The organism is Gemmatimonas sp., from assembly GCF_021298855.1.
GTDB lineage: Bacteria > Gemmatimonadota > Gemmatimonadetes > Gemmatimonadales > Gemmatimonadaceae > Gemmatimonas.
Genome location: NZ_JAJTHI010000045.1, coordinates 63,921 through 85,475, shown reverse-complemented (window position 1 = coordinate 85,475; position 21,555 = coordinate 63,921). Strand labels below are relative to the sequence as shown.

The following is a 21,555-nucleotide window of genomic DNA, read 5'->3' as shown; positions in this document are numbered from 1 at the left end:
CACCCGTCCCGCATGAGCGTCGCCCCCGCACCGGTCGAGACGGCAATCGCCGAGCTGCGTCGCCGGCTCGGCGACCGCCTGTCCACCAGCGATTCCGTGCGCGACCTCCACAGCCACGACGAGTCGTGGCACGCGCCCCACCGACCGGACGCGGTGGTCTTCCCGGATTCCACCGAGGAGGTCGCGACGGTGGTGCAGGTGTGTGCCGCGTATGGTGTTCCCGTCGTCGCGTACGGGACCGGAACGGCGCTCGAAGGCGGCGTGATTCCGGAGCACGGCGGGGTGGTCGTCAGTTTGCAGCGCCTCGACCGGGTGCTGCGGGTGAGCGCCGAAGACCTCGATGCGACGGTGCAGGCCGGGGTCACGCACCAGACGCTGAACGCACAGCTGCGTGACCTCGGCCTCTTCTTCCCCATCGATCCCGGGGCCGATTGCTCGCTCGGCGGGATGGCCGCGACGCGCGCGTCCGGCACCAATGCGGTGCGCTACGGCACGATGCGCGAAAACGTGCTGGGGCTCACGGTGGTGCTGGCGGACGGCCGTATCGTGCGCACCGCCCGTCGCGCCCGGAAATCCTCCGCCGGCTACGATCTCACGCGGCTGTTCGTGGGCAGCGAGGGGACACTCGGCATCATCACCGAGGTCACCGTACGCCTTTTCGGTGTACCGGACACCATCGCTGCGGCCGTGTGCTCCTTCGACTCACTGGCGGGGGCCGTCAACACGGTCATCCGCACCATCCAGCTCGGTGTCCCCATCGCGCGCGTCGAACTGCTCGATGACGTGCAGATGGACGCCGTCAACCGGTACGCGGGGCTCACGCACCCGGTGCAGGACACGCTCTTCCTCGAGTTCCACGGGTCCGCATCGTCGGTACGCGAAGACGCCGCGCTGGTGCAGCAGATTGCCACGGAGCTGGGTGGCGGCGCCTTCGCCTGGGCCTCCGGCCACGAGGAGCGCCGGGCGCTCTGGGCGGCGCGCCATGACGCGGCCTATGCCACCAAGGCGCTGCGCCCCGGGTGCGGCTTGTGGGCCACCGATGTCTGCGTGCCGATCTCGCGGCTGGCGGAGTGCATTCTCGAGACCAAGCAGGATCTGCGCGAGAGCTTCCTCGTGGCGCCGCTCATTGGCCACGTGGGCGACGGCAACTTCCACCTCGGCTTGCTCGTGCGGCGCGATGATCCGCGGGAAGTGGCCGAGGCGGAGCGGCTGCACGACCGGCTCGTGCGGCGCGCGCTGGCCATGGACGGGACGTGCACGGGCGAGCACGGCGTCGGCACGGGGAAACTGCGGTTCCTTGCCGCCGAACACGGCGAGGCGCTGAACGTGATGCGCGCCATCAAGCAGGCGCTCGATCCGCTCGGGATCATGAACCCCGGGAAGGTGCTTCCCCCGTAGTTGCGCGCCACCCGTGCTGCCGGCGACCGGGCAGGCACGGGTCGGTGTGCGTCTGGCGGCGACATGCCCGCGCCGCCCCTGTTCCCGCCGATTGTCGGACCCCTGCCATACCCTTGGTGTTCAATGGTCACGGCAGTTTCACAACGCGGCAATCTGCCCGAGGGGCAACCAATGACATGGCGTGCTGTGCTGGGAATGGTGGTGCTGTTGGCGTGTTCGGCCAATCCTGCGGCCTCGCTCGACGAGCGGCAGACGTGCCGCATTACCCGTATCGTCGACGGTGACACCGTGGACTGCGACGCGCAGCGCATCCGGCTGCTGCTCATCGACACCCCCGAGCGCAGCCAGCCCCCCTTTGGCGCCCAGGCCGCGGCGGCCCTGGAGCAACTCATCCCCGTGGGGAGTACGGTGCGGGTGGAATACGACGTGCGGCGCACCGACCGGTACAATCGCACGCTGGCCTACCTGTACACCGAGCGCGGGGTGTTCGTGAACGAAGCGCTGGTGCGCGCCGGGTATGCCGTGCCCGTGGTCTACCCACCCAACGTCCGTCACGTGGAGCGCATCCGCGCGGCCGCCGAGCAGGCCCGGGCCGCGCGCGCCGGCCTGTGGGCCGTCGATGGCTTCGCCTGCCTGCCGGCGGATGCGCGGGCGGGTCGGTGTTGACACCCGCCTGCCATGCGAACGCCCGGACTCGAACCGGGATGGGTCGCCCCGCCAGCTCCGAGGGCTGAAATGCTGCGGAGTGCCCGGGCTATTGCCAGCGGAGCAGAGAAGGGCAGAACGGGTCAGGGCAGGATGGCTGCACAATCGGCACAACCGCTCTCGGCGCTCCGCCGTCGGCGTGGCCGCATCGCATCGCCACCCCAGGCTGGTGCGTTGCGTACGATGATCCGGACGGTACGGCAGCGGACACTCGCGGTACTCTTCGCGACGTTCCGGACGGCGCCGTCGAGGCGATCGGGTCGCCATGGCAGGCCCGCGCCCTCGCAGAACAGCGCAGCCTGTAGAGGTCGCGCATCAGAACAGCAGGTCGATCTCCAGACCACTGAAGGGGGTGGGCCGGCGGCCCGCCGCAACGATGGTGCCGGCCCTGAACTTGAGCGGCAGGAACAGCTGGGCCGGAACCCGAGCCCAGACGGGCATGCTGTAGTAGTTGAGCTTGAGCAGTGAGCCGAGTTGGACGCCAGCCTGCGGCGTGAAGGCGAAGGCCGTCTTGTTCGCCCGCCGATCCATGCCGATCTCCGAGTACACGAACAACCCGGCAAATCGTTCGTTGCTGACCCAATAGTCGAAGTGACTTCTTATGCCAACCCGGAGAGCCCAGCTCCCCGCCGTGTCCTGCGGTGACACCACACGGCCCCGGCCGTACGAAGCGGTGTAGCCGTGCCAGGAGTCCAATTGTCCTCGCTTGGTGCCTTGGTCATTGAAGCGGTACGCCGAGCGCAGCAGGCCGAGGTTCAGCCGAAGGTCAATCCCCTGATAAATCTCCGGTGCGGTGACGGCTACCGTGGTGAAATCCAGAACCACCGAGTTCGCCACGCGACTGCGGACGAAATCCCGAAGGTACGGCATCTGATTGGCACGCTGGATATCCGCTCGGCGTGCCAGCGAATCCGGCATCAGGTCCTTCAGTACCGTCCCGTAGGGGAGGGGTACATGGGACAGCGACCGGTACTGCCGGAAAAAATCCGAGGTGCGTGACGTCGGGCTGGACGGGACGATCGAGGCGCGCGTGAGGCTGTCGTCGGCCAATGAACGCCCGCGCTCGAAGGCGTCGGCAAGATCGCCGAGTGATGCCGCGACCGCGTTCACGATCCGCTGCGCCTCCGGGGTGAGGAGCGGATATCGGATGTCGCGGATCGAGCCATCCGCCAGATAGGCACCGTGCGGTTGATTGAAGGCCGCGTCCCCGAACGCCGTCCAGATTTCCCCGTTCGCATTGACGACGCGGGTGCCGTACTTCGAGTAGAAGTCATGCAACGACTTGTTGTTGACGAGCATGGTCAGCATGGTGCGCCTGACCAGCAGGTGCCCCGAGGAAAAGGCGTCCTGGAGAAAGTGGTCCGCGAAGCCGTTGTACAGGAACGCGTAGTGCAACCACTCCCTTGATGCGACCTCATCGGGTTCGCGTCCGGCCTTCTCCGCCGCACGAATCGCCGCGGCGTGCAGCGTGACGTACATGGTCAGGGCGTTCGTGCCATGCAGCCGATGCAGCACCGCCTGGGCGTGCGCCGGTGACAGCAGGCGGTCGATGTCCGCGGAGTCGAATGGGGCGAGATTCTCGCTGGCCCCCTTTCCATACCAGTAGAAGTGCGACTGGTTGCGCATGGCCAGCGTGAGATACGCCGGGTCGAGCTTTGCCAGGTCGCCGTCGGGCGCGCTCGCGTAGTGCGCCGCCGCGAACTGCTTCTGCAGGGCAATCACCCGCAGCACCCGGCTGTTGGGCGTGAGCAGATGCTCCTGGAGCGCGAGCGGGCTTACCGTGTGATCGCCACTGAGGGCGTTGATCGTGCCGTACCCGATCGATGTCTGGTACCGCGACAGCAGCGGAAACGCATACGTTGCCGACGCCGAGTCGTAGGTCAGTGGGAGCAGTCTCCAGAATGGCGACGTCGCAGCGCCACGACTCCGCAGGAACATCGACATGGCCGCATTGCCAATGACCTCGTGCTCATTGAAGTAGTACGCAAATGCGGATCGTGGGACGAGGAGCATCAGTGCGACGAGCATGCAGACCCGCCGACTCGCACGGCTCAAGGTGGTACGAAGCGCTGGATTCACGGGCGACCGGGGAAACATGTTACCGGTTTGGACTGCGTAGGTGTGGCGGACCGCGAAGCTAGGAGTCCCGGGGCGGCGCGGCAACCGATTGCCCTCCGGATGGTCCCGCAACCGGCCCGAGCGGTTGTCGGCGCCGCCGAGTGGGCATCGGGAGTGTCCCGCACGACGACGTGGTGGCGCAGCCGTTCGTCCGGTTGCCTGGCCGTTGGCTGCCCGCCTTGTGCCGTTCGCGTGAGCTGCTGTTGGTCGAGCATGACCACGCTCTACCGTCCACGAACATGGGGTAGTTCCAACGCGGAGTGCCTATGGGCTTCGCGCACCTTGGAGGTCATGGTCTCATGAGCGCGGTGGCCTTGGCCTCATGGTGCTCGAAGGCCGAGCGCATGCGCTCGAGTGCCAACGAGGCAATACCCAGGCCTTGGCCCGGGCACCGCACCGCGACGACTTTGGGGCGAGCAGGAGGCGTAGATCCTCGGTGGTGTGCTGGTCGGCCAGATACGGCTGTGCCGCGTCCCCGCGCCGCAGCCGAATGCCATCTCGCCAACGGCGCCGAGCACGGCGCCGCGGGAGCCGAGGCGCGAGCGGCATGACAGGACCATCGCGGCCTTCATTGGCGCCCTCTGCGCCGTTGGCCAGCGGTACTCGACTGGATTCCCTTGAGCCGGTCGCGCACCCCCTCGACGAGGCGCCGCTCACCCGGCCGGAGAGAGGTCACCAGGTTGTCCGCATGCCGCTCCCACGCGGCGCGATCGCCCGCACGGGAGGCGGTGTCCATCGCCGCAAGCTGGGGGGCAACACGCGTCGCCAGCTCGTCGAGCATGGTCGCGACGCCTCGCCGGGCGCCTACTGCCCCGAGGCGACCGCGGCGCCCGGAACGGTCGTTGGTCGCAGCGGTCGAATCCGCGCGCCGGTGCAGCATGTCCACGAGCGTGGCCACGAGTTCGAATCGTAACACGTCGGACGCGGACTGCAGCCAGCACGGATTCGGCAGCGCTCGCCCAGCGGTCAGGAACGGCAGGAGGAAGTTGTTGCCTGCGAACGGACCATAGGGCGACGGCACGAACCACACGTGCAGCATGTGCAGGGTGTTGCCGCTGCCACCACCCAGGCCGGGATGGTCATGCCACGTGGCCAGGGGGCTCTCGAACAGCTTCGGCATGTTCGCGTCGACGGGTCCGCGGAACGCATAGGCGACGCCCACGAGGCTGTCCCGCCCGCCGATGCGGGCGAACAGCAGGTGGTCTGGCGCGTCCGTTTGCGCGGCGTCCTGCATGCGTGTCCGGTTGATCCAGTGCACGCCCATGGTGGGGATGTCCCCGAACGACGGGGCGAAGCCGGACGCCGCCGCGGCATCAGTGCCGGCCAGCGACACTGCGGCACGACGGACCTGTTCGATGGCCAGCCGATCTGACGACGACAGCCCGGTCCACGGTGGGGCCGCCAGAGTGCGGCAGTCGACAGGGGTGCTGGCGTGGCCGTGGTGGCCGGGGTGGTTGTGCTGGGCTGCGAGTGTGGTTGGGAAGGCAACGAGCAGCAGCCCGAACCGGGCCATCCAGCGGCAGGCGTGCGAAGTACGGCGCATACGGACGTGTTGTGGGGGGCGGTGGTCAGGCGATCATCGGTAGATGGTCTAACGCCGGCGTCTTCCGCCGTCGCCGATCGGAACGCTCACACCTCCCACCAGGCGGAAACGCGCCCCATCGTTGGGGAAGGTCCAGCGCCCTTCGATGAACGGGCGGACGACACGGCCCAGCGCCCGTGGCTCGAAGCCCGCCAGCAGATTGGGGGCGGCCCGCGTGCCGCGCTCACCCGTGTCCCGGTCATCGGCACGCAACAGGCCGATGCCACCGCCCACGTACAGTCCGCGCAGCGGAAGGGTGAGGTCGGCGTTCAGTTGCCAGTCGGTGGCGCTGTCCCCGAGGAACACATCGCCGCTCGGCACGAAGGCCAGGCGGCGCGCCACCGGCAGGCGCAGCTGTGCACCGACACTCCAGCGGTCGACCGTTGCATCGTACCCGCCCCGAATACCGAGCGAGGTCGTGGGCGCACCGAGGGTGCCAAGGGCGACGCCACCGCGCCCACCGGGCGTGGGCCGGGGACGTGGACGGCGCTGCCCGTCGGCCATGGACGGGAGCAGGGCGCCGAGGGACAGCAGCAGGACGATCGTCGGTCGTGTTCGCATAGCGCGGTCACCGAAGGGGTACGCCGGCAGCGAGAGGTGGAGGGTCTCGCCCGAACGTTCGACGGCGCCGTTGGCCGGTGCGTTAATCCACGGGTTGGGGAGGGAACTGTGCCCCCGCCGTCGCTTGCCGCTGGCGGCGACGCGTCGTCGATACCGCCGAGGCGGACCACCGGATGTCCGCCTGTCCATATCGACCTGGTGATCATGCCCGACCGACGACTTCCGCGTACTTTTCCCGCTCGTCTACCGTTGCCCGTGCTGTTCGCGACGGTCTTGCAGTCGCTGACGGGCGGTTGCGGCCGCAACGCGGGCAGTGCCGCTACCGCGCCCCCGCAGATGTCTGCACCGTACTCGTTGGGGCTCACTGATCACGCGCGTTCCGTGGCCGGCGCCGCCCGCCAATATCGCGTGCACGTTCCCGCGATCTTGAACGGAACGCCGCGCGCCGTCGTGTTCGTGCTGCACGGCGGCGGCGGAGCCGGCATGGACGTGGCGAACGCGGGTGCGCACCAGCGGCGGATTGCCCGCCTCGTCGGTGTTCATGGCCGGCGGATCCAACGAGGCGATGATGGCGCACGCCTTCGCCATGGCCCGTCCGGGGCTCGTGGCGGCGAACGCCCCCACGGAGATCCAGCGCCGGGATATCGAGTTCGCCGCGGTGGCGTGGGCGTTCTTTGCGGGGCGGTGGCGGTGAGCGCCGCGAGGCGCACATGGGGAGGCGCAGATCTGGCGTGTTCTCCCCATGATGGCGGCAACGCGGGGGACCTGCGGCTGGCATTCAATCCATCAACGATCACTCCCATTCAGCTTTATGAATACCGTATGGCGGACCAGCCTGTCCCTCACGGCCCTGTTGATGGTGGTGCTGCTCGGCACTGCCTGCGGCGCATCCGGTAGTCCGGCGTCCCCAACGCTTCCCGACGCGTCGACTGCGGTGGCGGGTCCCACCCCCGAGGCCATCGCCGCCGCCAAGGCGTACAGCACGTCGATGGGCGGCCAGACATTCCTCGTGCTGCACCGCGGGCAGGTGCTCGACGAATCGTACACGAATGGCGGGAGCGCCGACCGCGTCCAACTGCTCGCCAGCGCCACCAAGGGCTTCACCGGCATGCTCGGCGCGATCGCCGCGGCCGACGGACTGTTCGACCTCGACGAGCCGGTTGCGCAGCGCGCCATCACCGAGTGGCGCAGCGATCCCATGAAATCGCGCATCACGTATCGGCACCTGCTCACCATGACAAGCGGGCTCCGCGAACTGAACGATCTGTCCGGTTGGCTCGACTACCTGCCGGCACCCGTGGACTATCCGGGCGGCAGCACGTTCGTGTACAGCGGCGACCCCAATATCTTCGGCCTGGCGCTCGAGCGACGCCTCGGCGGGGAGGCGGTGGTCGACTATCTCGCACGCCGCCTGCTGCAGCCGCTGGGCATCACGTCGCTGCGCTGGGCCACGAACTTCGCCGACGGCCGCCCCAACCTGTCCGGCAGCGCGTACGTGACCGCGCGCGACTGGGCCAAGTTCGGCGAGTTCGTTCGCCTCACCATGGCGTCACGGTGGACGGGTCCGTCGATCCTGCCGCGCGCGTTCTTCGACCAGGTGTTCACCGGCAATCCGGCCCACCCCGCCTACGGCTTCTACTGGTGGCTCAAGAAGCCGGTGCCCACGGCGCTGGCGGCGACGATCGACGCGAACAACAAGCGGCAGTACTCGCAGCAGATCAAGCCGATCGTCGATCAGCCAATGATCCCGGACGACTTCGTGATGGCGAAAGGGGCCTATGGGCAGCAGTTGTACGTGATCCCCTCGCTCGAACTGACTGTCGTGCGCAACGGGCCGGCCGAGCGGAACACCTTCGCTGACGTGGAGTTCCTCACGCGGCTGCTCACCGGCTTTCGGCGCTGAGATGACTGGCCTGCGGACCTGGCCAGGCACTTCGCGTGGGAAAAGGCGGACCTGCCGCACTCCGCTCGACGAGCTCCGTCGCCGAGGGCGACGTGCCCAATCACCTCACGCATGCGAACGCCCGGACTCGAACCGGGATGGGTTGCCCCGCCAGCTCCTAAGGCTGGTGCGTCTACCAATTTCGCCACGTCCGCGTACCACCCCCGAAATCTAATCCGCCGCCTGCCGACCGCCGCCCACGCCGCCGCTATGCCCTCGCGGATTCCTCCAGCGCAAACTGGGTGAGGCGCTCGAGGGTCATCGCCATTTCGCGCGTCGTGGCGTCCCAGTGGATGGGGCAGAGCCGCAGCGCCGGCCGGCCCCGCAGCAACGTGCTCATGACCGTTGCGTACCCATCAGCGCGCAGCCGGTCCACCACGCGCCCCGTGAGCGCGTCGACCGCCGCGTCATCCAGCCCCGCGCCACGCCAGCGGAAGGTCACGATCCCCAGCTGCGACGGCGTCACGATTTCCCAGCGCCCACTCGCCTCCAGCCACTGCTGCGCGAAATCGGCCACATCGAACCCCACCTGGATGGCGTCCCGGAACGCGGCCAGTCCGAAGGTGCGCAACGACAGCCACAGCTTGAGCGCCTTGAACGAGCGCGTGAGCTGAATGCCGCGCTCGAAGAAGTTCACGTCCTGCTGAATGTGCCGCGTGATGTCCGCCAGATAGTCGGCGTGATCCTCGTCCTCCACGCGAAAGGCGTCCTGCATGAGCTGCGCATCGCGCACCAGCAGGCAGCCGATCTCGAACGGCTGGAAGAGCCACTTGTGCGGATCGAGCGTAATGGAGTCGGCGCGCCCCAGCCCCTCCAGCGCCGCGGCTCCGCGCGGATGCAGCACCGCCGCCGCGCCGTAGGCGCCGTCGATGTGCAGCCACAGCCCCTCGCGCGCGCAAAGATCGGCGAGCGCGGGCAACGGGTCCACCGCCCCGGTGTTGGTGGTCCCGGCGTTGGCCACCACACAAAAGGGGCGCATGCCGTTGGCGCGGTCGGTACGAATGGCCTCCTCCAGCGCCGTCAGCGACAGCTGGAACTGTGCATCGGTGGCCACCATGCGCCGCTGCGCCTTGCCGAAGCCCAGCACCCGCAGTCCCTTCGACATGGACGAATGCGTCTGGTCGGAATAGTACACGACGGCCTGGGGATCATGGCCGCCCAGCCGTGTCTCGCGCGCCACCACGACCGCCGACAGGTTGGCCATGGAGCCGCCACTCACGAAAATGCCTCCGGCCTCCGGCGGCAGGCCGCAGGCGCGCTGCAGCCAGTCGAGCACCGTCAGCTCGATCTGCGACGCCCCACTGGAGGCCAGCCAGTGCCCGCTGAACACATTGTGTCCGCTCGTGAGGAAATCCCCCACGGCGCTCACGAAGTTGGACGGGCTGGGCACGAACGCATAGAAGCGCGGATGATCGGCGCGGAATGCGTTGGGGAACACATCGCGCGCCAGCTGCGCCAACAGCTCGGCCGGCGGCGTGGGCGCCTCGGGCAGCGGGGTGTACAGCCGCGCCGCCGCTTCCGCGCGCGACATCGTGGTGGTGGTGGGCTGCGCGCGGATCCCCTCGTGGTGGGCAATGACCATCGCGAGGGCCTGGTCTCCCAGCGCCTGCATCTCGGCGCGCGAAAGCTGAAGCGGGGCGCGCGGGGGCGAAGACGGGTCGTGGCTCATGGCATGGCTCATGGCGCGCAAGGTAGCAGCGGGGCACACCCGGCGGTAACGTAGCCCATGCCACACATCCCCCTGTTTGCTCTGGTCGCCCTTGCGGCAAGCGCCTCCGTTGCCGCGGCACAGCGGACGCCCACGGGGCCGTTCGGCTCGGGCGTTCCGGCGGGGAGCGCGGCAGTGGAGCAATCGCGTCACGGCGTGGCCGACGGCGTTCGCCTCGTGCGGCAGTTCGACGGGCTCGGCGAAGGCTTCGTCGGCCCGCACGGGGCAGTCACGCTGCGCAACCCGTCGGACAATTCCCTGGCGGTGGGCCGCCGCCATGTGGTGCAAACGGTGAACTCGCAGTGGGCGGTGTTCCGGCGCGACGGCACGCCCGGGTACGGCCCGCTCCCCACCAATGCGGTGTTCGCCGGTTTCGGTGGCCCCTGCGAAACCCTGCTGAGCGGCGACGCCGTGGTGCGCTACGACCAGCTGGCGGAGCGATGGCTCCTGGTGCTGCCCATCTTCCGGCGTGTGCCCGTTGGCCACACGGCCACCGGCCCGCGCACGGCCCTGCTTCGCGTGCCGCCGCCGTCGGCCGATCGGGTCCCACGGCCGCTCCCGCCGCGGGCTGCCCCCGACTCCGCCACCGGCGGCTACGCCATGTGCTATGCCGTGAGTGCCACGAGCGACCCGCTGGGGGCCTGGCATCGCTACGAGTTTGCCCGCCCACTTTTCCCCGATTACCCGCGACCGGCCGTGTGGCCAGACGGCTATTACGTGCCCACGAGTACCGGCGACGACGTGGTGGAGAAGCATGTGTGCGTCGCCGAACGGGCGCGCATGCTGCGCGGCGAGCCCGCGCGTGAACTGTGCCGCATCGTGCCCGGGGTCAACTTCCTCAATACCGCCGATCTCGACGGACGGCGGTTGCCCCCGGCCGGAACGCCCAATCTCGTGCTCGCGACCGGGGGGACACAGTTGGCGGGCAACGTGGACAGCGACGAGCTGCAGCTGTGGCGCTTTGCGGTCAATTGGCAGGACACCGCCCGCACACAGCTCACCGGTCCCGAGCGCATTCCGGTCGCGCCGTACCGCTATCTGTGCGGTGGCCAGCTCACCAGTTGCGTGCCGCAACCTGGCACCGACCGCCGGCTCGATGCGCAAGGCGACAAGCTCATGCCGAGGCTGGTGTACCGGCAGTTTGCCGGCCACGCGTCGCTCGTGGCCACGCACAGCATCAACAGCAGTCGCGGCACGGGTGGCGTGCGCTGGTATGAACTGCGATATGCGGCGAGTGGCACCATGACCGTGCATCAGCAGGGCACCTTTACTCCCGACAGCCTGTACCGATGGCTCCCCAGTGCGGCAATGGACCGGCTAGGCAACATCGGTATCGGGTACTCCGTCGGCGATGCCCACACGTTCCCCGGGCAGCGATTCGCCGGGCGCGCGCCACGGCATCCCCTCGGGACGCTCGGCTTCCGGGAGGTCGTGCTGGCCAACGGGGCCGCCGCACAGCAGACCACGTTGCGGTGGGAGGACTACACGCAGACGGCCATCGACCCGGTGGACGACTGCACGATCTGGTACGTGGGCGACTATCTGCCCGCCGGCGCCACCAGCTACACCACGCGCATTGGCGCTTTCCGCCTGCCCGGGTGCCGCTGAACAATCTTCGCCCTGCATGCCGACCACCTTCACCCTGCTCCCCATGCGATCACTTCGCCTCGCGCTGTCCGCGCTTGTCGCCCTGACGCTCTCGCCCGACACGGCGTCCTCCCAGGCCCGCAAGGTCTACATCTCCGTGGACATGGAGGGCATCAGTGGCGTGAACGGTGACAACCAGACCTCCGCCGCCGGCGCCGAGTACGGGCGTGCCCGCAAGCTCATGGCCGAAGATGCCAACGCCGCCATTCGCGGGGCCTTCGAGGGCGGGGCCACCGAGGTGGTCGTGAACGATTCGCACGGCAGCCAGCGCAACATCCTGCCGGAGGATCTCGATCCCCGCGTGCGCCTCATCAGCCACAGCTTCAAGCGCTACGGCATGATGGAGGGGCTCGACTCCACCTTCGACGCGGTGATCTTCGTGGGCTACCATGCCAAGGCCGGGTCGCCACGCGGGGTCTTCGCGCACACCGGCTCGGGCGTTCTGCGTGACCTGCAGATCAACGGGCTCTCGGTTGGCGAGGGGGGCATGAACGCCTTTCTCGCGCGCTGGTACGGCGTGCCGGTGATCCTGGTCACCGGCGATGACGTGGCCGTGGAGGAACAGAAGGCCACCGTGCCCACGGTGCGGGGCGTGGTAGTGAAGCGCGCCATCAACTCGCGGGCGGTGGAGTTGCGTCCGCTCGCCGATGCGCGTCGGGACATTCAGGACGCCGCCAAGGCGGCGGTGGCCGCGGCACGGAAGGCGCCGCCGGAACGTCTGGCCCGCTACACGGTACGCATGGAAATGCGCGACCCGACGATTCCGGAGGTAGCCGCGGCCTTCCGGGAGATCCGCCTGGTGGACGCGACGACGATGGAATTCACCCGCGAGTCCATGCCGGATGCGTACCGTCTCATCCGCGTACTCTACCGCTTCATCAACACCGACTGACTGCAGGAGACATCATGACCCGTATGCTGCGCGCGGCTCTCGCGGCCGCCGCCCTGTCCGCAACGGCGGCCGCGAAGGCCGAGGCACAGTCCGGCAAGGGGCTGTTCGTGGGCATCCAATATGCCGGCGCGTCCGTAAACGTGCAGGAGGCCGCCGAGGATCTCGAGTTCGGCAATGGCTTCGGCGTGCACGCCGGGGTGGGGCTGAGCGAACGGTGGAGTGTGCTGGCCAACTTCGATCGCAGCCTCCTCACCGGCAACAGCGCCGACGTGCGACTCACGCAATACGACGCGTTGCTGCGGCTGCATCTCATTGGCGCGGCGTCTCCGCTGAAGCTCTTCGTGACCGGCGGCGCCACCGCCCGCAGCGCCAACGCCGGTCGTGACTTTGAAAGCATCGCGCCTACCGGCGGCGGCGGTGTGCAGCTGTTCCTGTCGTCGGGGCTGGCGGTGCACGGCACCGCCCTGTGGACCTTCGGCAACCTGACGCGCGCCAACCAGCTGTCGGGCAACACGATCGACCAGCAGTTCACGTCCACGGGAACGAGAGTGCAGGCGGGCGCGTCGCTCTACCTCTTCGGGCGTTGACCGGCGAAAGGGTCGCCGCTGAAGCACTAGAGGGTAAGTGAGCAGTATGAATCGAGCCCGGATGGCGGTGAGGCGTTGCCATCCGGGCTCTTTTCGCGAGCTCTCGCAGGACTACCCGCGCATCACCCGCCGATGCGCAGGTTCACCACGCGCTGCCCCAGTCGCGGGTCGATGGACTGCACGAGCAGGCTCACGTAGTCCCCTTCCTTGAGGGTGGCAATGGCCGCCTGCAGGTCGGCCACCGTGCGCACATCGCGGCGCGGCGTGGGATAGAGCACGGCCAGCACCACATCACTGCCCCCGGCCATCTTGTCACGCGCGGGCCCGTCTTCCGACACCTCGGTCACCCGCACGCCGCGGCCGCTGGTGCGCAGCCGCGCCGCCAAGTCGGCGGGCAAGGCCTCCACCGTGAAGCCCAGCTTGCCCGCGGCCGGATTGGCGGCGGCGTCGGGTGCGTCGGGGTTGGACGCCAGGCGTGTCATGCTTTCGGCTTCCACGAGGCGCACTTCCAGCCGCTTCTTGGTGCCGAAGCGCATCAGCTCCACGGGAATGCGGTCACCCACGCGCCGCTGGCGCACGATGCGCTGCAGCGAGCTGACGCGCTCCACCGGCTTGCCGTCCACCGTGATGATCACGTCCCCCACCTCGATCCCCGCCTCCTTCGCGGGACCGCCATCGGCCGGGTTGAAGCCCAGCACCTTGACGCCCGCCACACGGGAGAGACCGTTGATGCCGGCATCCTCGGGTTCGACTCGCGTGACCGACACGCCCATGACCGGGAGCCGCACGCGCCCCTCCTTGATCAGCGCGTCGGTCACGTTCTTCACCAGCGTGATCGGGATGGCGAACCCGTACCCCGAGTAGAAACCGGTCTGGCTGGCGATGGCGCTGTTCAGGCCGATGACTTCGCCGCGCATGTTGATGAGCGGGCCGCCCGAGTTACCGGGGTTGATGGCGGCGTCGGTCTGGATGAAGTCGGAGATCGTGAAGTTGCCCGAGTTGGGCAGGTTGATCTCCTGACCGCGTCCCTTGGCGGAGATGATCCCCGCCGTCACGGTGAAATCGAGCCCCAGCGGGTTGCCAACGGCCAGCACCCATTCGCCAATGCGGGTCGTTTCGTCGTTGCCGATGGTCAGCGTGGGCAGCCCGCGCGCGTCGATCTTCACGACCGCCACGTCAGTGGTGCTGTCGGTGCCCACGACCTTGGCCTTGAACACGCGTCCGTCGCTGAGCGTGATCGACACCTGATCGGCGTCGGCCACCACGTGATTGTTGGTCACGATGTAGCCGTCGGCGCTCATGACGAAGCCGGAGCCTTCACCGCGCTGCTGCCGCGGCTGGGGCCCACCGAACTGCTCCAGGAAATCTTCCATCCCCTGCGGCACGCGCCCGCGGGGGGTGGCCCGCGGTCGCACGGACCGCGTGGTATTCACTGCCACGACGCCGGGCGTCACCCGCTCGGCGATATCGGCGAAACTGCCCACGCCGTCGATATTGGCCGGGCCGCGCAGGGCGACGGCCGGGCGATTGCCCGTCGTGCTCTGGGCCCAGCTGATCTTCGTCCAGTCCATCCCTGAGGCGAAGAGCACGCCGCCGGCAAAGCAGCCGGCCGCGGCCGTCGCGAAGCGAAAGCGAGAGAATCGTGCAGCCATGGTTCGTTGGTCGTTTGGTGTTGCGATACGCACGCGCGAAACGCGCACCTGCCATGATAAGACACCGAAGCCCCGCCGGGAGTTTCCGGCGGGGCCTGGCATGAACGGGCGTGCCTACTTCTTGTCGTCGACGATCTCGTAGTCGGCTTCGACCACGTCGTCGGCCTTGCCACCCTGCGGCTCGCCCTGGGCGCCCGGCGCCCCCGCGTCGGCCGGCGCGCCACCGTCCGGCGCCGCCTGCTGCTGGTAGAACGCCTGACCCGCCTCACTGTACGCCTTGCTCAGCTCTTCCTGCGCGGCGCGGATCTCGTTCATGTCATCACCGCGCAGCGCCTTGCGGGCACGCTCGATCGACGCATCGATCCGCTCCTTGAGGGGGGCGGCCACCTTGTCGCCCCACTCCTTGACGTTCTTCTCGACTTCATACGTCTGCGAGTCGAGCCGGTTGCGGGTGTCGATCTCCTCGCGACGCTTCTTGTCCTCGGCCGCGTTCTTCTCGGCGTCCTTCACCATGCGGTCGATCTCGTTGTCCGACAGGCCGCTGGACGCTTCGATGCGGATCTTCTGCTCCTTGCCGCTCGCCTTGTCGCGCGCCGTCACATGCAGGATGCCGTTCGCGTCGATGTCGAAGGTCACCTCGACCTGCGGCATGCCACGCGGGGCGGGCGGGATGCCCGTGAGCTGGAACTTGCCGATCGTGCGGTTGTACACCGCCAGATCGCGCTCACCCTGCAGCACGTGGATCTCGACCGTGGTCTGGTTGTCGTCGGCGGTGGAGAACGTTTCCGCCTTCTTCGTGGGAATGGTGGTGTTGCGCGGGATGAGCACCGTCATCACGCCACCCAGCGTTTCGATACCGAGCGAGAGCGGCGTGACGTCGAGCAGCAGCACGTCCTTCTGCTCGCCGGTGAGCACCGCGCCCTGAATGGCCGCCCCCACCGCCACCACTTCGTCGGGGTTCACGCCCTTGTTCGGCTCCTTGCCGAAGAAGTCCTTCACCACCTGCTGAATCTTCGGGATGCGCGTCGATCCGCCCACGAGGATCACTTCGTCCACCTCGCTGGGCTGCATGCCGGCGTCCTTGAGCGCCTGCTTCATGGGCTCCAGGGTGCGCTGCACGAGATCGTCCACGAGCTGCTCGAACTTGGCCCGCGTGAGCGTGTAGTTGAGGTGCTTCGGTCCCGAGGCGTCGGCGGTGATGAACGGCAGGTTGATATCCGTCGTGCTGGCGCTCGACAGCTCCATCTTGGCCTTCTCACCGGCCTCCTTGAGGCGCTGGATGGCCATGGGGTCCTTCGACAGATCGATCCCCTGGTCGCGCTTGAACTCCGCCACGAGCCAGTCGATGACGCGCTGGTCGAAGTCGTCGCCGCCCAGATGGGTATCGCCGTTGGTGCTCTTCACCTCGAACTGACGCGTGCCGTCCACGTCGTAGAGTTCGAGAATGGAGATGTCGTACGTGCCGCCACCCAGGTCGAACACGGCGACCTTCTCGTCCTTCTTCTTGTTCTTGTCGAGCCCGTAGGCCAGCGCCGCCGCCGTGGGCTCGTTCACGATGCGCAGCACTTCCAGGCCGGCAATCTTGCCGGCGTCCTTGGTGGCCTGACGCTGAGCGTCATTGAAGTAGGCCGGCACGGTGATGACCGCCTTGGTCACCTGATGGCCAAGATAGTCCTCGGCCGTCTGCTTCATCTTCTGCAGCACCATGGCCGAGATCTCGGGCGGCGTGAACCGCTTGCCCTGGACCTCCACGGCGGCCACATCGTTGGGGCCGGCCACGATCTTGTAGGGAACACGCGACTGCTCCTGCTGCGCCTCGGCCACGCGGCGGCCCATGAAGCGCTTGATGGAGAAGATCGTATTTTGCGGATTGGTGACCGCCTGACGCTTGGCAATCTGCCCGACGAGGCGCTCGCCATCCTTCGTAAAGCCGACCACGGACGGGGTCGTACGCCCGCCCTCGGCATTGGGAATCACGATGGGATCGCCACCTTCCAGCACGGACACCACGGAGTTGGTGGTGCCAAGGTCGATGCCGATAACTTTCTCAGCCATGGGGATCTCTGTGGAGGTCCTGATGTTGAAGAAGGGCCGGCGGGATCGCCGGCGCCTTCTGCCACTCGATAGGGAGAAGGGCAAGGGGCGGGCCGGTTTTGTTCTGCCGAAGCGGCGCAATTCGCCCGCGCAGCCGCGCTTTACCCGCTGCCTGTGCGGCAGTCTGCCAATTTGACCGGTGCAATGCCATGTTCCCCATCGCTGACGACAACCCGACGCTGCGCACGCCGGTGGGTCTTCGGCAACAACGTCGAGGACAGCATGGGGCGCGGGCGCTTCGTAGCGTTCTACCTGCTGACCGGTGTGGCCGCGGCCATGGCGCACCTGGCGGTCGACCCCGGTTCTCCCGTGCCCACGGTGGGGCGTCGGGGGCCATTTCGGGCATCATGGGCGCCTATCTGCTGCTCTATCCCCGGGTTCGTGTACGCACCTTCATTCCCCCGGTCTTCCTGCTGCATTTCCCGGCATGGCTCGTGCTTATCCTGTGGTTCGGCAGCCAGGTGGTGAGCGGACTGCCTGAGCTTTCCCCCCTGCGCCGGGAGATTTCGGGCGGGGTGGCCGTGTGGGCGCACGTGGGCGGTTTCGTGGCGGGGGCGTTGCTGGCCAAGCTGTTCGAGGATCCCCAACTCGTGCGGCGACGCCGGGCGGTTGCCGACGCCAAGGTGGTTTGGTCCTGAACCAATCGGGAGGCGCACCATCCATGAACCATTGTCTCGCCTCTGTAACAAGGGAAATCGGGGCCAGCGGGTGGATGGCGGAGTTCCCTCGGTGACGTTTTCGTTACACAGCCGCAGTCACACCGGGACGCGAAGCCCGCAGCTTCTGCCGAGCCCGTCCCCACTGCGGCGCCGAACACCTCCTCAATCCAACACGCTGCCGTGAAGCTTTTCTCCAAAGACGAAACGTTCTTCGACCACTTCCGCGGCCTTGCCGTGCATATCGGCGAAGCGGCCACGTTGCTGCGCACCCTCTTCGAGAATCCCGCCAACGCGGCGCAGATCTCGGTGCAGATCAAGAAGGTGGAGACCGATGGGGACGCCATCGTGCACCTCATCAACCAGCGCATCGACACGAGCTTCGTCACGCCGCTCGATCGCGAAGACATTCACCTGCTCGCGAAGCGGCTCGACAACGTCATTGACCTCATCAACGGGGCTTCGCGCCGTGTCGTGATGTTCCGGGTGACCACGGCGCGCGACGGCGGGGTGCAGATGGCCGATGTGCTGGTGCGGTGCGGCAAGGAGATCCTGGCCTCGGTCGGGGACATTTCCAAGCGGCAGCGCATGATGGAGCATGGCCGGGCCATCAAGCTGCTGGAGGAAGAGGGCGATGTGCTCTACGCGCAGTCGGTGGGCGCGCTCTTCGAACATGACGAGCCGGCAATCGAAGTGCTGAAGTGGAAGGAGATCTTCGATGCGCTCGAGGAAGCCATCGACGAGTGCGAGGACGTGTCCAACGCCCTCGAGAGCATCGCGCTCAAGAACAGCTGACGCGCCGCTGATCGCTCCGTGGTCACCTTCGTCATCTTCATCGTCGCGGTTGCGTTGGCCTTCGACTTCATCAACGGCTTCCACGACTCCGCCAACTCGATCGCCACCATCGTCGGCACGCGCGTGCTGAGTCCCCTCGCCGCCGTCATCTGGGCGGCGGTGTTCAACTTCTCCGCGCTGTTCTTCGTGGGCACCGCCGTGGCCAAGTCGGTCGCGGCCGGCTTCATCGACCTCAACGTGGTCGATGCCAACGTCATTCTGGGCGGGCTGCTGGGCGCCATTGCGTGGAATCTCATCACGTGGTGGTTCGGCATTCCGTCGAGCTCCTCCCACGCCCTCATCGGCGGCTATGCCGGCGCCGCGGTGGCCAAGGTCGGCTTCTCGGCGCTGCTGTGGGGCAAGAAGTGGATCGAGACGCTCTCGGCCATCGTGCTCTCGCCCATGCTCGGCGCGCTCATGGGCTTCCTGCTCATGGTGCTGGTCTTCAACCTCTTCCGCAACGTGGTCAACACGAAGGCGGAGAGGGTGTTCCGGGTGCTGCAACTCACCAGTTCGGCGCTGCTCTCGCTCGCGCACGGTGGCAACGATGCCCAGAAGACGATGGGCATCATCGTGGGGCTGCTCGTGGCCACGCAGGCCACCTTCGCCAACCAGACCGGGTGGCTGGCGCACTTCCACGTCACGTCGCTCGACGTCATCCCGGTGTGGGTGGAGCTCAGTGCCTACACCATGATCTCGCTGGGTACGCTCTTCGGTGGCTGGCGCATTGTGCACACCATGGGGACCCGCATCACCAAACTGCGCCCCGTGGGCGGCTTCTGTGCCGAAACGGGCGGCGCGATGGTCATTCTCGCCGCCTCCAAACTGGGGATTCCCGTGTCCACGACCCACACGATCACCGGCGCGATCGTGGGGGTGGGGGCCACCAATCGCCTGTCGGCCGTGCGCTGGGGGCTGGCCAGCCGCATTGTGTGGGCGTGGGTCATTACCATCCCCGCGAGTGCGGGCATGGCAGCACTGAGCTACTGGCTGCTCGCGGCCTTCAATCCTCTCTGACGCGGAGACGGCCGGCGGTCCTGTTCGACCGCCGGCCACATGGACCATGTCCTCGGTCACGTCGCTGTCGCTGCCCTATCTGAATCGCGAGCTCTCGTGGCTCGACTTCAATGCGCGGGTGCTGGAAGAAGCCCTCGATGAACGGGTGCCGCTGCTCGAGCGCCTCAAGTTCCTGGCGATCTTCAGCACCAACCTCGACGAATTCTACATGGTGCGGGTCGCCGGGCTGCGCCGAAAGGTGGCCTCGGGGGCCCCGCAATACGCCCCCGATCCGCTGGCACCGGCCGAGCAGCTGGTCGCCATTCGCACGCGCGTGCGCGAACTGCTGGCCCGCCGGCGTCGCGTCCTCAAGCGCGAACTGCTGCCCGGACTCGCGCGCCACGACATCCATCTGGTCAAGATGGAGACGCTCGACGATGCCGAGCGGGCGCGCGTGCACGAGTTCTTCGAGGCCCAGGTGTTCCCGGTGCTCACGCCGCTCGCGGTCGACCCCGGACACCCGTTCCCCTACATCTCCAACCTCTCGCTCTCGCTGGCGGTGGACATTCGCGACCCGGTCACGGGCAAGGCGCACTTCGCGCGCGTGAAGGTGCCGCGCTCGCTGCCGCGGTGGGTGTCGTTCGGGCGCGGACACTGCTATGTGCCGCTCGAGGATGTCATTGGCGCCCACCTCGGAGCACTGTTCCCGGGCATGGAGGTGCAGCGCTGGTTCACCTTCCGCATCACGCGCTACTCCGACCTCGACCTGGGCCAGATGGACCAGCCCGAGGATCTGCTCGAAACCATCGAACAGCAGGTCTTCCAGCGGCGCTTTGGTGAAGTGGTGCGGCTCGAAGTGCAGCACGACATGCCCGAACGCATTCGGGCGCTGCTGCTGGAGGAGCTCAGCGAAAGCGAGACCCAGCTGGTGGCGCCCCTCGGGCCGGACGATGTGCACGACGTGGATGACCTGCTCGAGATGGGTGACCTCTTGCAGCTCGCCCTCACCGACCTTCCCGAACTGCGCGACCCGCCGCACACGCCGCAGGTGCCGCCCGCCTTCCGGGACGGGCGCAACCTGTTCGACGTGATTCGCGAGCGCGATGTGCTCGTGCACCATCCCTTCGAGTCGTTCACCGCATCGGTCGAGACGTTTCTCGAGGCGGCGGCCAACGATCCGCAGGTGCTGGCCATCAAGCTCACGCTGTACCGCACTTCCGGTGACATGGCCATCGTCCGGGCGCTCACCGAGGCGGCCGAAGCGGGCAAGCAGGTGGCGGTCATCATCGAGCTGCAGGCGCGCTTCGACGAGACCAACAACATCACCTTTGCCCGCACCATGGAAAGTGTGGGCATTCATGTGGCATACGGGCTGCCGGGGCTCAAGACCCACGCCAAGACGGTACTCGTCGTGCGCCGAGACGCCGACGGCATTCGTCGCTATGTGCACATCGGCACCGGCAACTACAACAGCAGGACGGCCCGGCTGTACACCGACATGGGGTTGTTCACCTGTCATCCGGAAATCGGCGCCGACCTGTCCGACCTGTTCAATTCGCTGACCGGTGTGTCGCGGCAGAAGCATTATCGGCGGCTCGCGGTGGCCCCGGTCTCGCTGCGTGCGCGCCTCTTGGAACTCATCGAACGGGAAACGGCGCACGCGATCGCCGGGAAGGGCGGGCGCATCATTGCCAAGATGAACGCCCTCGTCGATCCCGAGATCATTGCGGCCCTGTACCGCGCGTCGCAGGCCGGAGTGAAGATCGACCTCATCGTGCGCGGCATCTGTTGCCTCGTGCCGGGCTTGGCGGGCATGAGCGAGCATATCCGGGTGGTGAGCATCATCGGGCGCTTCCTCGAGCACTCACGGCTGGCGTTCTTCGCGAACGCCGGCAACCCGGAGTACTACATCGGCTCGGCCGACTGGATGCCGCGCAACTTCGATCGGCGCGTGGAAGTCATGACGCCCATCGAGGACCAACTCCTGCACAAGGGGTTGGAGGCGGTGCTGGCCACCTGCCTGAGCGACAACCGGCAGGCCTGGGAATTGGGGGCCGACGGGCAGTACCGCCGGCGGGAGCCACGGGGTGAGGCCGCGCGCGCCACGCACCAGATTTTCATGAAGGAACCGTGGGGTACCGAGGCGGCGCGACCGCCCAAGCGCTAGAAGAAGGGCGAGGCGG

The 21,555-nt window shown here is 67.6% G+C and carries 16 protein-coding genes, 1 tRNA gene and 1 pseudogene; 11 read left to right on the top strand and 7 right to left on the bottom strand.

Going from position 1 to position 21,555, the window contains the following annotated elements; translation table 11 throughout:
* The first annotated feature begins 12 nt into the window (after positions 1 to 12).
* Positions 13 to 1,398, top strand: coding sequence for an FAD-linked oxidase C-terminal domain-containing protein (locus tag LW840_RS13755; protein ID WP_291268675.1), 1,386 nt, complete (start codon positions 13 to 15; stop codon positions 1,396 to 1,398).
* A 171-nt stretch (positions 1,399 to 1,569) separates the two neighbouring features.
* Complete coding sequence (locus LW840_RS13750; protein ID WP_291268676.1) at positions 1,570 to 2,064, top strand: thermonuclease family protein; 495 nt, start codon at positions 1,570 to 1,572, stop codon at positions 2,062 to 2,064.
* Positions 2,065 to 2,418: 354 nt separating this feature from the next.
* Here LW840_RS13750 and LW840_RS13745 read toward each other — a convergent pair whose 3' ends face one another.
* The 3 genes from LW840_RS13745 to LW840_RS13735 all read right to left on the bottom strand — a co-directional run bounded on the left by LW840_RS13745 (position 2,419) and on the right by LW840_RS13735 (position 6,364).
* A complete protein-coding gene (locus tag LW840_RS13745; RefSeq protein ID WP_291277183.1) occupies positions 2,419 to 4,116 on the bottom strand; it encodes a hypothetical protein in 1,698 nt (565 codons plus the stop codon).
* Positions 4,117 to 4,789: 673 nt separating this feature from the next.
* Positions 4,790 to 5,764: a hypothetical protein gene (locus tag LW840_RS13740; RefSeq protein ID WP_291277182.1), complete on the bottom strand. Its 975-nt coding sequence runs from the start codon at positions 5,762 to 5,764 to the stop codon at positions 4,790 to 4,792.
* 48 nt (positions 5,765 to 5,812) lie between these two features.
* Entirely contained in the window at positions 5,813 to 6,364 is a 552-nt protein-coding gene (locus tag LW840_RS13735) for a hypothetical protein (RefSeq protein ID WP_291277181.1), read from the bottom strand.
* 520 nt (positions 6,365 to 6,884) lie between these two features.
* Here LW840_RS13735 and LW840_RS13730 point away from each other — a divergent pair.
* A complete protein-coding gene (locus LW840_RS13730; RefSeq protein ID WP_291277180.1) occupies positions 6,885 to 7,058 on the top strand; it encodes a hypothetical protein in 174 nt (57 codons plus the stop codon).
* 117 nt (positions 7,059 to 7,175) lie between these two features.
* On the top strand, positions 7,176 to 8,267 hold the full coding sequence (locus LW840_RS13725) for a serine hydrolase (RefSeq protein ID WP_291277179.1): 1,092 nt from the start codon (positions 7,176 to 7,178) through the stop codon (positions 8,265 to 8,267).
* Positions 8,268 to 8,379: 112 nt separating this feature from the next.
* Here LW840_RS13725 and LW840_RS13720 read toward each other — a convergent pair.
* Both LW840_RS13720 and LW840_RS13715 read right to left on the bottom strand, forming a co-directional pair.
* Positions 8,380 to 8,461: transfer RNA gene (locus LW840_RS13720), tRNA-Leu, on the bottom strand.
* A gap of 53 nt (positions 8,462 to 8,514) precedes the next feature.
* Entirely contained in the window at positions 8,515 to 9,987 is a 1,473-nt protein-coding gene (locus LW840_RS13715; protein WP_291277178.1) for an aminotransferase class I/II-fold pyridoxal phosphate-dependent enzyme, read from the bottom strand.
* 45 nt (positions 9,988 to 10,032) lie between these two features.
* Between LW840_RS13715 and LW840_RS13710 the strand changes: the two genes are divergently transcribed.
* From LW840_RS13710 to LW840_RS13700, 3 genes are read left to right on the top strand one after another with little or no spacing between them, the layout of a single operon-like run.
* Positions 10,033 to 11,622, top strand: a complete 1,590-nt coding sequence (locus tag LW840_RS13710) for a hypothetical protein (protein ID WP_291277177.1) — start codon at positions 10,033 to 10,035, stop codon at positions 11,620 to 11,622.
* A gap of 16 nt (positions 11,623 to 11,638) precedes the next feature.
* Positions 11,639 to 12,553: a M55 family metallopeptidase gene (locus LW840_RS13705; RefSeq protein WP_291261107.1), complete on the top strand. Its 915-nt coding sequence runs from the start codon at positions 11,639 to 11,641 to the stop codon at positions 12,551 to 12,553.
* Between the two features lie 14 nt (positions 12,554 to 12,567).
* A complete protein-coding gene (locus tag LW840_RS13700) occupies positions 12,568 to 13,140 on the top strand; it encodes an outer membrane beta-barrel protein (RefSeq protein ID WP_291277176.1) in 573 nt (190 codons plus the stop codon).
* 122 nt (positions 13,141 to 13,262) lie between these two features.
* On the opposite strand, the gene LW840_RS13695 is transcribed toward LW840_RS13700, so the two are convergent.
* Both LW840_RS13695 and dnaK read right to left on the bottom strand, forming a co-directional pair.
* Positions 13,263 to 14,792: a trypsin-like peptidase domain-containing protein gene (locus tag LW840_RS13695; protein WP_291277175.1), complete on the bottom strand. Its 1,530-nt coding sequence runs from the start codon at positions 14,790 to 14,792 to the stop codon at positions 13,263 to 13,265.
* Positions 14,793 to 14,906: 114 nt separating this feature from the next.
* Positions 14,907 to 16,847 carry a molecular chaperone DnaK gene (gene dnaK, locus LW840_RS13690; protein ID WP_291266451.1) on the bottom strand — a complete coding sequence of 647 codons (1,941 nt, stop codon included), beginning with the start codon at positions 16,845 to 16,847 and terminating at the stop codon, positions 14,907 to 14,909.
* Between the two features lie 231 nt (positions 16,848 to 17,078).
* On the opposite strand from dnaK, the pseudogene LW840_RS13685 reads away from it, so the two are divergent.
* From LW840_RS13685 to ppk1, 4 genes and pseudogenes are all read left to right on the top strand, one after another.
* Positions 17,079 to 17,524 (top strand): annotated as a pseudogene (locus tag LW840_RS13685) (rhomboid family intramembrane serine protease); the annotation flags it as partial.
* A gap of 201 nt (positions 17,525 to 17,725) precedes the next feature.
* On the top strand, positions 17,726 to 18,337 hold the full coding sequence (locus LW840_RS13680) for a DUF47 family protein (RefSeq protein WP_291261102.1): 612 nt from the start codon (positions 17,726 to 17,728) through the stop codon (positions 18,335 to 18,337).
* Positions 18,338 to 18,355: 18 nt separating this feature from the next.
* Complete coding sequence (locus LW840_RS13675; RefSeq protein ID WP_291261101.1) at positions 18,356 to 19,393, top strand: inorganic phosphate transporter; 1,038 nt, start codon at positions 18,356 to 18,358, stop codon at positions 19,391 to 19,393.
* Between the two features lie 46 nt (positions 19,394 to 19,439).
* Positions 19,440 to 21,539 (top strand): polyphosphate kinase 1, encoded by a 2,100-nt coding sequence (ppk1, locus tag LW840_RS13670; protein ID WP_291277174.1) that lies wholly within the window; start codon positions 19,440 to 19,442, stop codon positions 21,537 to 21,539.
* Positions 21,540 to 21,555: the final 16 nt, after the last annotated feature.

What these genes read in the sequence shown, in the direction of transcription:
- ppk1 (WP_291277174.1), top strand. Translation starts at nt 19,440, where the DNA reads ATGTCCTCGGTCACGTCGCTGTCGCTGCCCTATCTGAATCGCGAGCTC.
- LW840_RS13710 (WP_291277177.1), top strand. Translation starts at nt 10,033, where the DNA reads ATGCCACACATCCCCCTGTTTGCTCTGGTCGCCCTTGCGGCAAGCGCC.
- LW840_RS13740 (WP_291277182.1), bottom strand. Translation starts at nt 5,764, where the DNA reads ATGCGCCGTACTTCGCACGCCTGCCGCTGGATGGCCCGGTTCGGGCTG.
- LW840_RS13705 (WP_291261107.1), top strand. Translation starts at nt 11,639, where the DNA reads ATGCCGACCACCTTCACCCTGCTCCCCATGCGATCACTTCGCCTCGCG.
- LW840_RS13745 (WP_291277183.1), bottom strand. Translation starts at nt 4,116, where the DNA reads ATGCTCCTCGTCCCACGATCCGCATTTGCGTACTACTTCAATGAGCAC.
- LW840_RS13715 (WP_291277178.1), bottom strand. Translation starts at nt 9,987, where the DNA reads ATGAGCCATGCCATGAGCCACGACCCGTCTTCGCCCCCGCGCGCCCCG.
- LW840_RS13755 (WP_291268675.1), top strand. Translation starts at nt 13, where the DNA reads ATGAGCGTCGCCCCCGCACCGGTCGAGACGGCAATCGCCGAGCTGCGT.
- LW840_RS13700 (WP_291277176.1), top strand. Translation starts at nt 12,568, where the DNA reads ATGACCCGTATGCTGCGCGCGGCTCTCGCGGCCGCCGCCCTGTCCGCA.
- LW840_RS13695 (WP_291277175.1), bottom strand. Translation starts at nt 14,792, where the DNA reads ATGGCTGCACGATTCTCTCGCTTTCGCTTCGCGACGGCCGCGGCCGGC.
- LW840_RS13735 (WP_291277181.1), bottom strand. Translation starts at nt 6,364, where the DNA reads ATGCGAACACGACCGACGATCGTCCTGCTGCTGTCCCTCGGCGCCCTG.
- LW840_RS13725 (WP_291277179.1), top strand. Translation starts at nt 7,176, where the DNA reads ATGAATACCGTATGGCGGACCAGCCTGTCCCTCACGGCCCTGTTGATG.
- LW840_RS13750 (WP_291268676.1), top strand. Translation starts at nt 1,570, where the DNA reads ATGACATGGCGTGCTGTGCTGGGAATGGTGGTGCTGTTGGCGTGTTCG.
- dnaK (WP_291266451.1), bottom strand. Translation starts at nt 16,847, where the DNA reads ATGGCTGAGAAAGTTATCGGCATCGACCTTGGCACCACCAACTCCGTG.